At 40.6% G+C, this 15,002-nt stretch carries 13 protein-coding genes and 1 tRNA gene; 11 read left to right on the top strand and 3 right to left on the bottom strand.

What is annotated here, in order from left to right; all coding sequences use genetic code 11:
* The first annotated feature begins 59 nt into the window (after nucleotides 1-59).
* The 4 genes from MSBR3_RS10985 (at nucleotide 60) to MSBR3_RS20670 (ending at nucleotide 3,963) form a co-directional block, all read left to right on the top strand.
* Nucleotides 60-1,403 carry an RNase J family beta-CASP ribonuclease gene (locus MSBR3_RS10985; protein ID WP_048108129.1) on the top strand — a complete coding sequence of 448 codons (1,344 nt, stop codon included), beginning with the start codon at nucleotides 60-62 and terminating at the stop codon, nucleotides 1,401-1,403.
* 35 nt (nucleotides 1,404-1,438) lie between these two features.
* Nucleotides 1,439-2,404 carry a polyprenyl synthetase family protein gene (locus MSBR3_RS10980; protein ID WP_048108127.1) on the top strand — a complete coding sequence of 322 codons (966 nt, stop codon included), beginning with the start codon at nucleotides 1,439-1,441 and terminating at the stop codon, nucleotides 2,402-2,404.
* Nucleotides 2,405-3,190: 786 nt separating this feature from the next.
* The gene (locus MSBR3_RS20330) at nucleotides 3,191-3,355 is read left to right on the top strand and encodes a hypothetical protein (RefSeq protein WP_155396800.1); all 165 of its coding nucleotides are present in this window, start codon (nucleotides 3,191-3,193) and stop codon (nucleotides 3,353-3,355) included.
* A gap of 467 nt (nucleotides 3,356-3,822) precedes the next feature.
* Nucleotides 3,823-3,963 (top strand): hypothetical protein, encoded by a 141-nt coding sequence (locus MSBR3_RS20670; RefSeq protein ID WP_196296944.1) that lies wholly within the window; start codon nucleotides 3,823-3,825, stop codon nucleotides 3,961-3,963.
* A 189-nt stretch (nucleotides 3,964-4,152) separates the two neighbouring features.
* Here MSBR3_RS20670 and ppdK read toward each other — a convergent pair whose 3' ends face one another.
* Nucleotides 4,153-6,798 carry a pyruvate, phosphate dikinase gene (gene ppdK / locus MSBR3_RS10970; RefSeq protein ID WP_048108124.1) on the bottom strand — a complete coding sequence of 882 codons (2,646 nt, stop codon included), beginning with the start codon at nucleotides 6,796-6,798 and terminating at the stop codon, nucleotides 4,153-4,155.
* A gap of 347 nt (nucleotides 6,799-7,145) precedes the next feature.
* Between ppdK and MSBR3_RS10965 the strand changes: the two genes are divergently transcribed.
* From MSBR3_RS10965 to MSBR3_RS10950, 3 genes are all read left to right on the top strand, one after another.
* On the top strand, nucleotides 7,146-7,406 hold the full coding sequence (locus MSBR3_RS10965) for a Gar1/Naf1 family protein (protein WP_048108122.1): 261 nt from the start codon (nucleotides 7,146-7,148) through the stop codon (nucleotides 7,404-7,406).
* A gap of 191 nt (nucleotides 7,407-7,597) precedes the next feature.
* On the top strand, nucleotides 7,598-8,611 hold the full coding sequence (locus tag MSBR3_RS10960; RefSeq protein WP_011020659.1) for a transcription initiation factor IIB: 1,014 nt from the start codon (nucleotides 7,598-7,600) through the stop codon (nucleotides 8,609-8,611).
* Nucleotides 8,612-8,876: 265 nt separating this feature from the next.
* Nucleotides 8,877-9,533, top strand: a complete 657-nt coding sequence (locus tag MSBR3_RS10950; RefSeq protein WP_048108117.1) for a LysE family transporter — start codon at nucleotides 8,877-8,879, stop codon at nucleotides 9,531-9,533.
* Nucleotides 9,534-9,930: 397 nt separating this feature from the next.
* Here MSBR3_RS10950 and MSBR3_RS21065 read toward each other — a convergent pair whose 3' ends face one another.
* Nucleotides 9,931-10,359, bottom strand: coding sequence for a hypothetical protein (locus MSBR3_RS21065; protein ID WP_230627408.1), 429 nt, complete (start codon nucleotides 10,357-10,359; stop codon nucleotides 9,931-9,933).
* 244 nt (nucleotides 10,360-10,603) lie between these two features.
* Here MSBR3_RS21065 and MSBR3_RS10940 point away from each other — a divergent pair, with 244 nt between their 5' ends.
* From MSBR3_RS10940 to MSBR3_RS20325, 3 genes are all read left to right on the top strand, one after another.
* Complete coding sequence (locus MSBR3_RS10940; RefSeq protein WP_048108115.1) at nucleotides 10,604-11,614, top strand: class I SAM-dependent methyltransferase; 1,011 nt, start codon at nucleotides 10,604-10,606, stop codon at nucleotides 11,612-11,614.
* Between the two features lie 287 nt (nucleotides 11,615-11,901).
* Nucleotides 11,902-11,973: transfer RNA gene (locus MSBR3_RS10935), tRNA-Thr, on the top strand.
* 501 nt (nucleotides 11,974-12,474) lie between these two features.
* On the top strand, nucleotides 12,475-12,777 hold the full coding sequence (locus MSBR3_RS20325; protein WP_155396799.1) for a hypothetical protein: 303 nt from the start codon (nucleotides 12,475-12,477) through the stop codon (nucleotides 12,775-12,777).
* 370 nt (nucleotides 12,778-13,147) lie between these two features.
* Here MSBR3_RS20325 and MSBR3_RS10930 read toward each other — a convergent pair whose 3' ends face one another.
* Nucleotides 13,148-13,660 (bottom strand): type IV pilin domain-containing protein, encoded by a 513-nt coding sequence (locus MSBR3_RS10930; protein WP_048108114.1) that lies wholly within the window; start codon nucleotides 13,658-13,660, stop codon nucleotides 13,148-13,150.
* Between the two features lie 299 nt (nucleotides 13,661-13,959).
* Between MSBR3_RS10930 and MSBR3_RS10925 the strand changes: the two genes are divergently transcribed.
* A complete protein-coding gene (locus MSBR3_RS10925; protein ID WP_048108113.1) occupies nucleotides 13,960-14,964 on the top strand; it encodes a type IV pilin N-terminal domain-containing protein in 1,005 nt (334 codons plus the stop codon).
* Nucleotides 14,965-15,002 lie beyond the last annotated feature (38 nt).

The raw sequence follows: 15,002 nt of genomic DNA, 5'->3' as shown, positions 1-15,002 counted from the left end.
GATCCATTTTCTGAGGATTGGGGTTCACAAGGATTAAAAAATTAATAAGAGGTAAAAATATGACTGAAATAGGAATTGTTGCAGTCGGCGGTTACAATGAGATGGGCCGCAACATGACTGCAGTTATTATAGGTGAAGATATCATCATTCTGGATATGGGACTGCGTCTAGATAGGGTTCAGATCCATGAGGATGTTGAAATTGATAAAATGCATTCTCTCGAACTTATCGAGATGGGAGCAATTCCTGATGATACTATCATGAAAGAAATAAACGGAACTGTCCGGGCAATTGTCTGTACTCACGGGCACCTTGACCATATAGGGGCAATTCCGAAACTTGCTCATAGGTATAACGCTCCAATCATTTCTACACCTTATACAACGGCCCTTATCAAGCAGCAGATCGAGGCCGAACGTAAGTTTGAGGTTTGTAACAGGGTTATTCCGCTGAATGCGGGTGGAACTTACCATGTTACGGAAGATATTTCCATTGAGTTCATCAATGTCCAGCATAGTATTATTGACTGTGTGCTTGCAGCAGTTCACACTCCAATTGGAGCGGTCCTTTATGCCTGCGACTTTAAGCTGGACCGCACTCCGACAATGGGTGAAGCTCCTGACTTCGAGCGCCTTAAAACTCTCGGGAAGGAAGGAGTTATCGCAATGATTGTAGAGAGCACGAATGCCGGACGTTCGGGGAAAACTCCATCGGAACAAATCGCAAAGGATATGGTCAGGGATGTACTTCTTGGAACAGAAGAGTCCGAAGTAGGGATGGTTATCACTACTTTTGCTTCCCATATTCCCAGACTAAAAGCAATTATTGAAGCGGCTGGGGAAATGGGCAGGATTCCTGTGCTCCTGGGACGCTCAATGGAACGTTACGTCGGGGCTGCTAGAGACCTTGGCTATCTGGAATTGCCTTCCAATGTCGAGATGCACGGCCAGAGGAAGGATGTAGATAGAGCTCTTAAACGCATTATCCAGGAAGGAAAGAACAAGTACCTTCCAATCGTCACCGGACACCAGGGGGAGCCAGGCTCCATACTTGTGCGCATTGCAAACGGGGAAACTCCGTATACAATTGAGCCAGGAGACAGAGTTATTTTCTCTGCAAATGTGATCCCGAGCCCAATGACTCAGGCCAACCGCTATGCCCTTGAGACCAAGCTCAAAATGCGGGGCGCCAGGATTTATGACAATGTGCATGTATCAGGGCACGCATACAGGGAAGATCATTGGGAACTCCTGCGTATGGTAAATCCTGAGCATGTAATCCCTGCCCATGGAGATATGGAGATGCACGGACACTACATCGAGATGGCGGAAGATGCCGGGTATGTACTTGGAGACACAGTACACCTCCTCAGAAACGGTGAAGTGTTATATATAGAAGAATAAACGTATAGGAAATCTATCCTTACCTCGTGATATTTATGACGTTAGTTGATGAGATCAAAAAAAGAAGTGTCCATGTTGACGCCGCAATTGATGAACTGCTTCCGGTAGCTCATCCAGAGGAATTATATAAAGCCTCTCGCTACCTGGTAGATGCAGGAGGAAAGCGCCTCCGTCCTACCGTTCTCATTCTGGTAGCCGAAGCAATGGACTCTGACCTTAAATCGGTTTTACCTGCAGCTGTGGCCGTGGAGCTTGTACATAATTTCACTCTGATCCATGATGACATAATGGACAAGGATGATGTCCGCAGAGGAAGACCTGCAGTCCATATGATATGGGGTGAAGCCGGAGCGATTCTCGCAGGTGATACACTTTATTCCAAAGCCTTTTCGATTCTGTCAAAAGTCCAAAACGAGCCTTCAAGGATTTTAAAATGTATGGATATCCTTTCAAAAACCTGTACCGAAATCTGTGAAGGCCAGTGGCTTGACATGGATTTTGAAAAGAGGGAAAAGGTTAGTAAAGCTGAATATATTGAGATGGTGGAGAAAAAGACATCAGTCCTTTATGCAGCTGCAGCCAAGATCGGGGCTCTTCTTGGAGGAGCTTCTGATGAGACTGCTGAAGCCTTATCCGAGTACGGGCGCCTTATAGGAATTGGGTTCCAGATGTATGACGACGTTCTGGATATGGTCACCCCTCAGGAAGTTCTCGGTAAGGTAAGAGGCAGTGACCTTATGGAAGGAAAACGCACCCTTATCATAATCGATGCTTTTGAAAAAGACGTGAAATTGGACATTTTCGGAAAAGGGGAAGCTACTCAGGAAGAAACTGATGAAGCTGTCCGGACTTTAACCGAATGCGGATCAATTGATTATGTAAAGAACCTTGCAATTTCATATATCAACGAAGGCAAAGCAAAACTGGACGCTCTGCGTGACTGTCCTGAGAAAGAGCTTCTCCTTCAGATTGCCGATTATATGATCTCAAGGAAATACTGAAATCACCAGGATAAAAGAAGTTCAGGGAAGTTTGCGGCTAATTGAGGCCGCAATAACCTTATTTTCATAATTTTTTGTTGCCGAGCTCATTACAGGGCTAATTTCACGTTTAAAATCATAAAGTTTCAGAATTATCTTTTATAGTCCGAAAATTGATTGACTATTCGAAATGCAGGATTTTAAGAAGCAATTCAGACATATAACGACTTAATATTACTGTTTTCCAGTTCCAGTACTAAGTCTTGCTGAGAAAGGATTCCATTCTAGTAATGTAAGTTTTACTTAAAAATGATCCATGATAGACTTGAAATCTTTTACATCAACCAATTTTTTGTTTGAATTTAATTTTTGATATCATTTATTTAATATAATTTATGACCTTACTATGTGATGGAGTTGGGGAATAGAGCTTGGGGTATCATCAAAAAGAAAAGAACTTCCTGGGGGTTGCTGATTCTTCTTCGAATCAATGTGCTTGGGGGAGCATAAATTCGGAGATACTGTATTGGGGGATACAGTAGATACAGCACCTCTGGGCTTCTTCTTGCATTATGTGCTCAAAAGATTCTTGATTAAATTCGAGACAGCCTTTTTACCAAAAAATTTTACTTTAAAGGATCTTTATGTAACTTTTACAACTTTGGCAGTTAGTCTTTATAACATGTGGATTTTTATTCAATTTATTTGTCCCATAAGCATAAACTATTTATACAATAAAGAGGAAATAGGAATCCGTATTCCTTTAAAGAAAAAGAAATAAAACTTGGAATAAAGGAGAACCAGTAGATGAATAAAATGACAGAGAAGAAGCTTTCAAAGCAAATTTCACAGGGAACTTTGTTTGGGAATGGGATGCTTTTAACCTCTGAGGAAATTTACACAAGATGTTGGGGCCATTCATGCAATATTAATCTAAACTTAAAAACAAATTGGAAAAAAGGTACATATTAAAAATTTATTAACTAACAACCTTTTGACAACCTCCTGAAAATTATCTGCACATCAATAAAAATCAACTTGAAGATCGAGAAACCACAAATGGGGTATAAAATGGAATACGAACTTGAAGAAGTAGAAAGGGATTATATCAGTTTTAGAAAAGAAATGGGAGAAGAATAAACGCAGAAAGAGTAAACTAACCTCTCAATAGTCTACCAACATATTAGATAACCTCCAAAATTTCAAACAACCTTAAAGACCTCAGATAAACCTTCAAAAATCTCAAACAACCTAAAACCAACATATCAAACAACTTTAAACCAATATATCAAACAACCTCCAAAGATCTCTAAATATTTAAACAAATGCTTAAGCTCGTTACAAAACTTAATTGATCGTTCAAAACTCAAGGCTCAGGGAACAAGTTCTGAGTTTTGTAATGAGCTCAAAATTGAAATAAAATTAAAGGAGCTTTATTCATGAAACATCTAAAAATATGTCCAAAATGTCACGCTAACTTAAAACTGCGCTCAGACGGCGAGATCCAGTACTGTAGTATTTGCAAATACTGGACAAAAGTAGGTACTGCAAGGCTCGATTCAATAATGATTTTCGGATGAGGGGTCTGCATGAAATCCGACGTAAAATGACAGCATTAATTCTTGAAAAAGGGTTAAATCATTAATTTTCAAAACTATTAAACGCAGTTAAAGTTTCCAAAAAAAGTTTCCAAAAAAGGTTTCCAAAAAAGTAATGATAAGCAGGATAAATCCTGCCTCATTTTAAATAAGTCTTTAACTTCAAGGACTTTATTTTCTTGACTCAATTGTGCTCTGTGCAGCTACGAGCCTTGCAATCGGAACTCTGTAAGGAGAACAGCTTACATAGTTAAGGCCTATTTTATGGGCGAAGTGAATGGATTTTGGCTCTCCGCCGTGTTCTCCGCAGATACCCATTTTAAGTTCGGGTTTGACAGAGCGACCTTTTGATATACCGATTTTCATGATCTCGCCAACGCCTTCCTGGTCCAGGACTGCAAACGGATCGTGCTCAAGAATTCCTGCTTTCTGGTAGATAGGCACGAATTTGGACACGTCATCACGGCTGAAACCGAAGGTTGTCTGAGTCAGGTCATTTGTCCCGAAGGAGAAGAAATCAGCTTCCTGGGCAATCTGGTCTGCGACAATTGCGGCTCTGGGCAGTTCGATCATTGTTCCTACTTTGTAGTCGATCTTTACGCCTTTCTCAGCCATGACTGTCTCTGCCATCTTGCAGACTTCTTCCCTGGTAATGGAAAGCTCTTTTACAAGGCCCACGAGCGGGATCATGATTTCAGGAACGATCTGCATACCATCGTTCGCAAGTTCACAGGCTGCTTCCATGATTGCACGTACCTGCATATCATAGATTTCCGGATAGGTTATTCCGAGCCTGCATCCCCTGTGGCCGAGCATAGGGTTGAGTTCCTTGAGGGAAACAACTCTCTTGATGACATTCTTTACCTCATCGATCTTTCCGCAGTCTCCTGAGGCTTCGAGCTCCCTGAGCTTTGCATCGAGCTCTTCTTTATCAGGAAGGAACTCGTGGAGAGGAGGGTCAAGCAGTCTGATAGTAACAGGCAGGCCCTCCATGCTGCGGAAGATTCCAAGGAAGTCTTCTTTTTGCATAGGAAGTAATCTTTTGAGGGCTTTCTTCCTGGACTTTTCGTCTTCGGCCATGATCATTTCCCTTACTGCAGGGATCCTGTCTTCCCCGAAGAACATATGTTCAGTTCTGCAAAGTCCTATGCCTTCAGCCCCAAGTTCACGGGCAAGGCCTGCATCTGCCGGATTATCTGCGTTTGTTCTCACTCCGAGAGTCCTGATCTCGTCGGCCCAGAGAAGAATCTTCTTCAGATCATCACTAATTTCAGCATCAATCAGCTCTACTTTCCCGATAATTACGCTGCCTGTGCTTCCGTCAATGGTAACATAATCATGTTCTTTGATAGTGTGACCGTTTACCATGAAGAGGCGGCTCTTGATGTCGATTGAGATCTCTCCGCAACCTACAACACAGGGCTTACCCATGCCTCTTCCAACGACTGCGGCATGAGAGGTCATTCCACCGCGCACTGTAAGGACACCCTGGGCAGCAGCCATTCCTCCGATATCTTCAGGGGAAGTTTCGGTTCGGACGAGAATTGTCTTTTCTCCTTTTTCAGCCATTTCCTCGGCTGCTTCGGCAGTAAATACAACCTTTCCTACAGCAGCTCCGGGTGATGCCGGAAGTCCTTTTGCGATTACTTCCAGTCTTGCATTGGGATCAATTCTCGGGTGAAGGAGAAGGTCTATATGTTCGGCTTTAACCCTTGTAACTGCAGTTTCCTTATCAATCAGCCCTTCTGCTACCATGTCAGTTGCTAATTTTACAGCTGAAGCAGCTGTACGCTTCCCAGTTCTGGTCTGCAGCATGTAGAGTTTTCCTTCCTGAATAGTAAACTCTATATCCTGCATGTCTTTGAAATGGGCTTCGAGCTTCTGACAGATGTCCACAAGCTGGTTGTAGGCTTCAGGGATCTTGTTTCCAAGAGTATCAATAAAGTCTGGAGTTCGGATGCCTGCAACAACATCTTCGCCCTGTGCATTAATAAGGTACTCCCCGAAAAATTTCCTTTCTCCTGTAGACGGGTTTCTTGTAAAAGCAACTCCTGTGCCTGAGGTATTTCCTCTGTTCCCGTAAACCATGGTCTGTACATTGACAGCTGTGCCCCAACTGTCATCGATTTCGTTAAGCTTTCTGTAAGTGATGGCCCTTGGGTTGTTCCAAGACTCAAAAACAGCATCAATTGCCATCTGAAGCTGGACTTTCGGATCCTGGGGGAAATCAAATCCTTTTTCGAGTTTAATTACTCCCTTGAACCTTTCAGCCAGATCTTTCAGTGCTTTTGCATCGAGATCGGTGTCAGATTCGACTTTAAGTTCTTTTTTCCTGTCCTCAATAAGGGACTCGAACTTGTCGAAGTCAATTCCCAGAACCACATCTCCAAACATAGAGATGAATCTGCGGTAACAGTCGTAAGCGAACCTTTCGTCGTTGACCTTATTTGCGAGTCCGAGAACAGATTTGTCCGTGAGTCCAAGGTTAAGGACAGTATCCATCATCCCCGGCATGGACACCCTAGCACCGGACCTTACAGAAACAAGTAGCGGATCTTCTGGGTCTCCCAGTTTTTTGTTGTTTAAAGTCTCGAGCTTATCGATCGCTTCTTCAACCTGTTTGAGTACTTCTTCAGAATACTTCTTGTTCTTCAGATAAAGTACACAAACTTCAGTTGTAATCGTAAAACCTGGCGGTACGGGAATTCCAAGGTTTGCCATTTCAGCAAGGCCTGCGCCCTTACCTCCAAGTAAGTCTCTCATACTACCTTTGCCATCAGTTACATCCTTTCCAAAAAAATATACGAACTTGGACAATGAGTCTCCTCCTTAGAATGAGATCATTAATCGGAGTTAGTGACTGTAATGACCATAATTATGGTCTGATTGCTGCCAACAATGTCCATTTAATATATAAGGTTGTGGTTTCCCTCTTCTAGTTCTTATACTCTACTATATTAAATTAGTCAGGACTAACATATAATATAGTTCTTGCGATATCTTTATATAAAATGAGCGTAGACTACATATGCTTTTCAGTCTATAATATATAACTTTATTTATGGCTGACAGAAAAACATGCTCAAAGCCAGGAGATTTTTGCCCTGAGCTGGAAAAAAATACCCTGAGCTAGAGAGAATAGCTATTAACTATTCGTGGCTGATATGAAACGACTCGGTAAAGTGCTGCACAGAACAGGTGTTAAAAACCTGATTATTAGAGGGGATGAGGTAAAACCCGAGAATGTCTCAGATGGTTTTCCTAAATTGAATTCGGTCGTTGTAGATAAGGCCCTGAATCGGATTGGTACGATCGTAAGTGTTTTCGGACCTGTAGGCCATCCATATTTTTTAGTGAAGGGCTTTAAACGAACTTCTGATTCAGAATTTCGAGCTCTTATTAATGAAAGAGTCTATATTCGGTGAAAGCTCTGACATGAATGCGCATTTGAATTCTATATTATGGTTAAACATTAACTAGGTTATATATTTTTTGCTAGTTACAGCCGTGATTTTTCTTATCCTGCCTTTTAGATGTCTACTGTGATTTCAGTGGTGCAGCCAAAAATACCGTAAATATAAACATATGATTGTTTTAGTTTGTAAGGTGATATGATATGGTAGAAGTCGAAAGAGTTCGCTATTCGGACACTCTTGAAAGAGAAAAAATACGTGCCATGATCAAAGCTCGCAAAGAGAAGCAAAAGGAGCAAAGTTTTGAGAACGAAAAGGCCGTGTGTCCAGAATGCGGCAGCAGAAACCTCGTCCACGACTATGAGCGAGCCGAGCTCGTGTGTGGGGACTGCGGACTTGTCATTGACGCCGATTTTGTGGATGAAGGCCCTGAATGGCGAGCTTTCGATCATGATCAACGTATGAAGCGTTCCCGTGTGGGTGCGCCTATGACATACACAATCCACGACAAAGGGCTTTCCACAATGATTGACTGGAGGAATCGCGACTCCTATGGAAAGTCAATCTCTTCAAAAAATCGTGCTCAACTCTATCGTTTAAGAAAATGGCAGCGTAGAATCCGTGTAAGTAACGCAACTGAAAGAAACCTTGCATTTGCATTATCCGAACTGGACAGAATGGCTTCCGCTCTCGGTCTTCCAAGAACTGTGAGGGAAACCGCAGCTGTCGTCTACAGAAAAGCTGTGGACAAAAACCTTATCCGTGGAAGAAGCATTGAAGGCGTTGCCGCAGCAGCTCTTTATGCTGCTTGCCGTCAGTGCAGCGTTCCAAGAACTCTTGATGAAATTGAAGAAGTGTCAAGAGTTAGCCGGAAAGAAATCGGAAGAACTTACCGCTTTATTTCCAGAGAACTTGCACTAAAGCTCATGCCTACATCTCCGATCGACTACGTTCCAAGGTTCTGTTCAGGCCTTAACCTTAAAGGAGAAGTCCAGTCCAAGAGTGTTGAGATCCTGAGGCAGGCTTCCGAAAAGGAACTCACAAGCGGAAGGGGTCCGACAGGAGTTGCTGCTGCTGCAATTTATATTGCGTCCATTCTCTGTGGTGAACGGAGAACTCAGCGGGAAGTTGCGGATGTAGCCGGGGTTACGGAAGTCACTATCCGAAACAGGTATAAAGAGCTTGCAGAAGAACTGGATATTGAGATTATTCTCTAAATCAAACCTTTTTCAAAAGGCTTGAAAAACCCGAGCTGCAGCATGATTAGTTTGCGCAATGCAAATTTTAAAAAATTAATCGAAAGAGATACTGAAATTGTCTCTAAATTTCCTGTTTTTTTGCCAGTAGGTTTTCTCTATAAAATAGAGATGCCCTATTTTTTTACTGGTTTGTTTTATTTAAGTCAATTTATCTGGATCTTTCTGCTTGCGGAAATTTACTTTCAAAAAAGAATCTTAGATACTTTTAAGTTCTTGGTCCATAATGCTAACAATTGAAGTTTTGGAAGCTCTTCTTTTAGGTTTCTCTGTAGGGCTTACAGGCGCACTCGTTCCTGGCCCGATGCTTTTTGCAACTATAGAGATTTCGTTGAAGAAAGGCTGGCTTGCAGGCCCACAGGTGGTATTCGGGCATATGCTCGTGGAAGCTGTGCTCTATGTGTTGATTCTGTTAGGAGCTGCTTCGCTTGTCGATAGTGACATGATTTCTTTAATTTTCCTTCTAGGAGGGCTTTCACTTCTGGTATTTGGGCTTCTTACTTTAAAGGAAGCAAGATCTACATCTTCGTATGTGAAAACTTCTAAGGAATCTCCAGGCTTGAAGCTTTTTTCTAATCCTAGCTTGATTGGTCTTGTTACTTCGGTTTCTAACCCATACTTCTGGATCTGGTGGCTGACTGCTGGTGGTGCACTTGTACTTAAGGAGTATGAATTAGGAGTCATAATAGCAATGGCTTATATGATCGGACACTGGACTGCAGACCTGGGCTGGTTTACTGTCGTATCCGGATCGTTCGGCCATGGTAAAACCCTGCTTTCCCAAAAAATGCATAGATATATTCTTTATACCTGTGGGGTATTCCTGATAATTTTTGGGTTGTACTTCATGCTTAACTACAATAACTCGATTCACTTATCCTGAGCTTCAGCTTTCCTGAAAGCTAAGATACCCTGAAACTTCGGTTATTCCGAAAGTTAAGTTCAACTATCCCAAAAGTTAAGTTCAACTATCCCAAAAGTTAAGTTCAACTATCCCGAAAGTTAAGTTCAACTATCCCGAAAGTTAAGTTCAACTATCCCAAAAGTTAAGTTCAACTATCCCAAAAGTTCACCTGTACTCAGGCCAGTTGTCCCAAATTATTTTTCTCAGATTAACCAGTTATCCTGGGATTTCTGGTTACTATCTGCGAAGCAACTTACTCGGAAATTCCTGTAAAAACCTATATGGATGGTCTCCTTTAGGTTAATGATTATCAGTGAACTCATAATTATCTATAAAACGATTTTTAGGTTTAGATTCGCTGATGGTGTAATTTCTTTTACTCACTCTTTTCTGCAGGTGTCCTTTGTTTATAGAGCCGTGAAAACATGTATACTCCTCCGCTGAAAGTCGACAGAAACAGAACTACAAGAGTCCTCATGTTCTTGATAGTTTTCCAGCTCCATCTGTTAGCTACAAATAAGGAGCTAAGAGCCAGAGTTATAAGCCCAAAGGTACCGTGAATATACATGATTGAAGGAGCTGCCCTAGCAATTATGAGCCTTAGTCCGGAGTACATCATATACAGTAAAGATAAGGCTCCCAGGGTGTATCCGAGAGTGTTTATTTTCCCGTGTCTCTGGATTCCTTCTTTTTTTGAACCGCTCAGCTTCAGCGCAGTAAATCCAAACATATAGGTTAGTAGGGTAGAAACCTGCAGTCCAAGCGAGATTTTCCTGATCTGGTTAATGCTTACTCCCATTACCAATCTTAGCACCCCTAAAGTCAAGTTGAGTTTTTCACCTTATTTTCAAATAAATCTCAGGATTAAAGATCCCTTTGGAAACAAAGTTTCTGAGGCATTTTCCTTTTCCGAAAATTTACTTATATCTTTTCAGGCTTGTTTAAAACGCAAAGTCGGACAAATAGCCGGATAAGTAACCGAAGAAGACAGAGTTTGAGGTAGTTTATTAATAGAAGGATAGCCTTAGGCTTCCGAAAGGCGATTTTCCATGAAACGGCAGTGCATAAAAGTTCCTAAAAAGAAAGGAGAAACTGTACGAAGAATACTCCTTGAGCTTGAAATTCTGGATAATTCCGTAAAAATAGGTTCAGATGAAGCATTTCTTTACCTTCCCCTGAGCAGAGAACCTGCTCCTGATGAGCTTGAAAATTTTCCCGAAGAAATTGAGTTTATCGAGTTCGACTTCAAGCTCCAGGAAAAGAAACCTGTTCCGGAAAACCTGCTTGGTTTCAGCCCTGCTTATGAAGTTATAGGGGACATCGCCCTGCTGGAAGATCCTGAGCTTGATAAACAGAAAGCCTCAAGAATTGCCGATGCCCTACTTCAGACTCAGCCGAATATCAAAACTGTGCTCAAGCCTCTTACTCCTGTTACCGGAGAATTCCGGGTTAGAGAATTTGAGGTTATTGCAGGCGAGATGAGAACCGAAACCATTCATAGGGAATACGGCTGCCGCTACAAAGTCGATCTTGCACGGGCTTATTTTACTCCCCGCCTTTCAACCGAGCGCTCAAGAATTCTTTCCTGGATTAAGGAAGGGGATACTGTTGTCGATATGTTTGCAGGCGTCGGACCTTACAGTATTCTGATCGCAAAGAGCAAAAAGCCTTCAAAAGTCCTGGCAATCGATAAAAATCCGGATGCTGTGTATTATCTCAGAGAAAATATTATTCTCAATTCTGCAAAAAATATTGAAGCAGTCGAGGGTGATGCCAGGGAAGAAGCAAAAAAGTTTGCAGGCAGTGCCGATCATGTGATTATGAATTTGCCTCATAGCGCCTCTGAATTCCTGGACTCTGCAGTTCTCCTGACAAAGTCCGGTGGAATAATCCATTATTATGGAATAACTCCTGAAGACGACCTCTTCGAAAGCTCTATAGAACTCGTAAGGAAAGCTGCGGAAAAAGCAGGAAGAAAAATCGAGGTTCTGGATAAAAGGGTAGTCCGTTCGTATGCTCCTCATCAGTATAATATCTGTATAGAGGCCAGGATTGTTTAAAGGATGATAGGATTGTTTAAAGGATGATAGGATTGTTTAAAGGATGATAGGATTGTTTAAAGGATGATAGGATTGTTTAAAGGATGATAGGATTGTTTAAAGGATGATAGGATTGTTTAAAGGGGTGACAGAATTGTTTAAAGGAAGCTAAAACCTTAAAAAGGTGGCCGCATTATTTAAATAATGTAAGGATTATCCAGGCGTTGCAAAAGCAAATGGCTCCGCCCGAGCGAAATAATTAAATTCTTGATCTATGTATTAAGTCTGCTCAATCTTTCTGTGTATTTGCCGTCGTGGCTTAGCGGTATAGCGGCTGATTCGTAATCAGCAGGTCGAGGGTTCAAGTCCCCCCGGCGGCTCTTTTTTTATTTTTCTGGATCAAATCATCTTTTTTGGGATTGGGATAAAGTACAGGTCTTTATATATTCGATTTTGAGGAATAAATTCGCTGGTTATGGATATTTTGAGTAAGGATAATTATTATGATGAAAATGGAACCATGCTCATCGGAAAAGCAGGAGACTTTCTTTCCTGTTTTCATCTTTTGGCGATAGAACTCTAATTTAAAGTATTCACAAGCATCTTTTTTTCTTTGATCAGTAAATTAGAAACTTAATTTCATGATTATTCGGTTAACGAAAATCAATGAAAATTACTTTATTTTTCGATAGTTCTCCAAAATATTGATTTGAAACCAGATTCCATACATGATTGAAGGCCTGAATGTTAGCATGTTCTATAATAATTGATGGCACAGAATAACGTTCTTAGTTAGGAGTAGAAAACATGTTTTTCTTATGTGTTTACACATGGTAATTTTTTTATATGTTGCGTTTCTTAAATTAAAAGGGGGGTATATAATGAGTATAAAAGAACTATTTTCTAACATCCTTTTAAATTCTCAAACTTTATCATTATTTTCCTTATTTAACGGCTTCAATCATTCAAAAACCCAAAAAATAATACAAAGTCACGTAACGAATGATTGTATTTATCATAAGTACTGGTATGAGCCTGTGAATAACGATAGCAGTAGACCTAAACATATTCAGATTGACAGGTGTACTTTTGGACTTCTGGCTACAGGGGGATGTAACACTGAATGTGAGTCATATATCTCCTATAACAGATGGAACACCTGTAATGAAGTGAATAAAGACTGATAGCCAATACAAACGTTTTGAGCCATAAAATTACAAACAAAGCCCTAAAGAATAAAATAATCGAACTTTTAATCGGGGTTTTAAGTCTTCTTATTTTCCCTGTAGATTTGCCGTCATAGTTAGCGGTATAGAGGTTGACTCGTAATTAGCAGGTTGAGGATTAGAGTTCCCCTTCGATTCTTTTTTTCTTTTTGAGTATGAAAATAAAATTAGTTTAGAGATAGATTCTATTAGTATATTCCTAAGCAGTATTAAAGTTAAAACAGGTAAAAGCCATATGACAAAAATCGAAAATGAAGAACGAGTTCAAGATTAAAACAAATTAAGTAAAAAAAGGAAAAGTGCCTTTTTGAGGTACTTAAACTTGTTTTTAAAGCCTTACATCCTTGATACAGATAAGCTGATTGGTCTGGACATCGATAATCTTGATATGGACAGTGTTACCAGACTTAGGTTCGACTCCTACAAAAGCGTTTACTCCAGCTCCATCCGCTAATTTGAGCGTCTTTACAGAACCCACATCTAAGGTGCCAAGACCGGCAGGATTAGCTGTAATAGCATTATTTGCAGCCCCGATTGTATAAGACTGACCGTTTTCAAGGGACGCAGTAACTTTTGTTTTTTCACTGTCTTCGAAACGAATTATGTCTCCTCCTAGGTGTTCGATTTTTACAGATGCTACTGCGCTAGTACTACCACTATTAGTAATTCCAGCTGCTTTAATCTCAAGATTCGCCTGCGGTGCAGACTTAGCAGGTCCCATACCAAATACTGAAGAACCGATTGCGGCGGCAAGGATGACGGTAATTGCAACCATCAAAATGACACCGATAACCGGGGAAACTGCTTTATCATCTTTTCTAAATAATTTCTTGAAATCCATATGTTTCTCCCTCCTGGTTAAATGTATTAGGACAGTAACAGACTGCCAGATACCTTTAACACCTGATAATAAAATTAACAATATGTTTTTATTCCGACTGTTTGTACTCAACTTCTTATATATATTTAAACTTTTGCTGGGTGTAACAAAGAATAAACTATGTTATCATAGCAAAATATTTCAGCAAGATATCTATAAGCAACTCTACCTTAATAAATTTTCTCAGACAGTCAAGTTAATATTCCATTAAATACACTTTAGAAAAATGGTAATTAAATTTTTAGGAAGTGGTTTTTATCGTGGAGGGCAAAAAGCGCTGTGTACTTTACCAGGACTGCCGGGGAGTTTCAGAAGTATATGGGCAATTGCTCATGATGAGTATAGTAGTTCTGGCTTTTTCTACAATAGGGCTGGCCGTATTTTCCGATGGGGGAGTTGTAAAACCGGAACATACTCCGAATACCGATCTGCAAGAGAATTTCAATAGAAGTACCAGTACTTTACAGATCATCCATCGCGGAGGGGAAGCCATTGATGAGTCTACTATCAAAATAATTGTTAATGTCAATGGGGAGAAAAAAGGGGAATTTGATAGTAATAGTAACGACTTTACTGTTAAAAACCCCAATGGAACTGCTTCCAGTGATGATGTTTTCACTCTTGGTGATTGCATAGAAATTAATACCGAGAGCATTGAACTCAAGGCAGGAGAAGACATAGATATATTTTTTATCGATAAGCTATCCGATCAGGTAATCCAGAGAGCAGTACTCCAGAGAGGTTCCTGGAAAGTTCCTGAGTGGATAACTCCACACCCTTATGGGAGTGTTTACAGTAACTCCATAGAGAATGGGGGATGGCAGCCTACCGAGATGGTTGATGCCATCAGTGATGGTATTTATACAAAAGACTCAGTTCCAAAAGACCAATTTGTATATCAGGAGTTTCAATTTGGGATAGATACGGATGAAATGGAGATTTCAGATCCGTTAAGCCAGGTTCAGTTAAAAATAATTTATGAATCTCATGATTGTAGCCCGAATGAGTTTCCACTTTCTATATATAATGGTTCTGACTGGGTGAGAATAGATTATACTATGAAAGAAAATTATAATTTTGCACAATGCGAGGCTGACGGTGAGACTGTCTTTGATATAAATTTAGCACCGTATTATGTCAATACTACTGAGAAACTTCAAAAATTGGTAGTCAGATTTTCAGCCACTGGAAACACAACCACTGAAAACGCAGCCACTGATAAATATTATTGCGTAGACTTCATAGGAATTAAAGTGGATTTTTAATGTAAAAGTCCATGGGACTAAGGCGTGGGGGCTGAAAA

Origin of the sequence: Methanosarcina barkeri 3 (genome assembly GCF_000970305.1) — an archaeon.
GTDB classification, from domain to species: Archaea; Halobacteriota; Methanosarcinia; order Methanosarcinales; family Methanosarcinaceae; genus Methanosarcina; species Methanosarcina barkeri_A.
The sequence above is the reverse complement of the archived record's forward strand: the minus strand, read 5'-3'. Positions and strand labels throughout refer to the sequence as shown.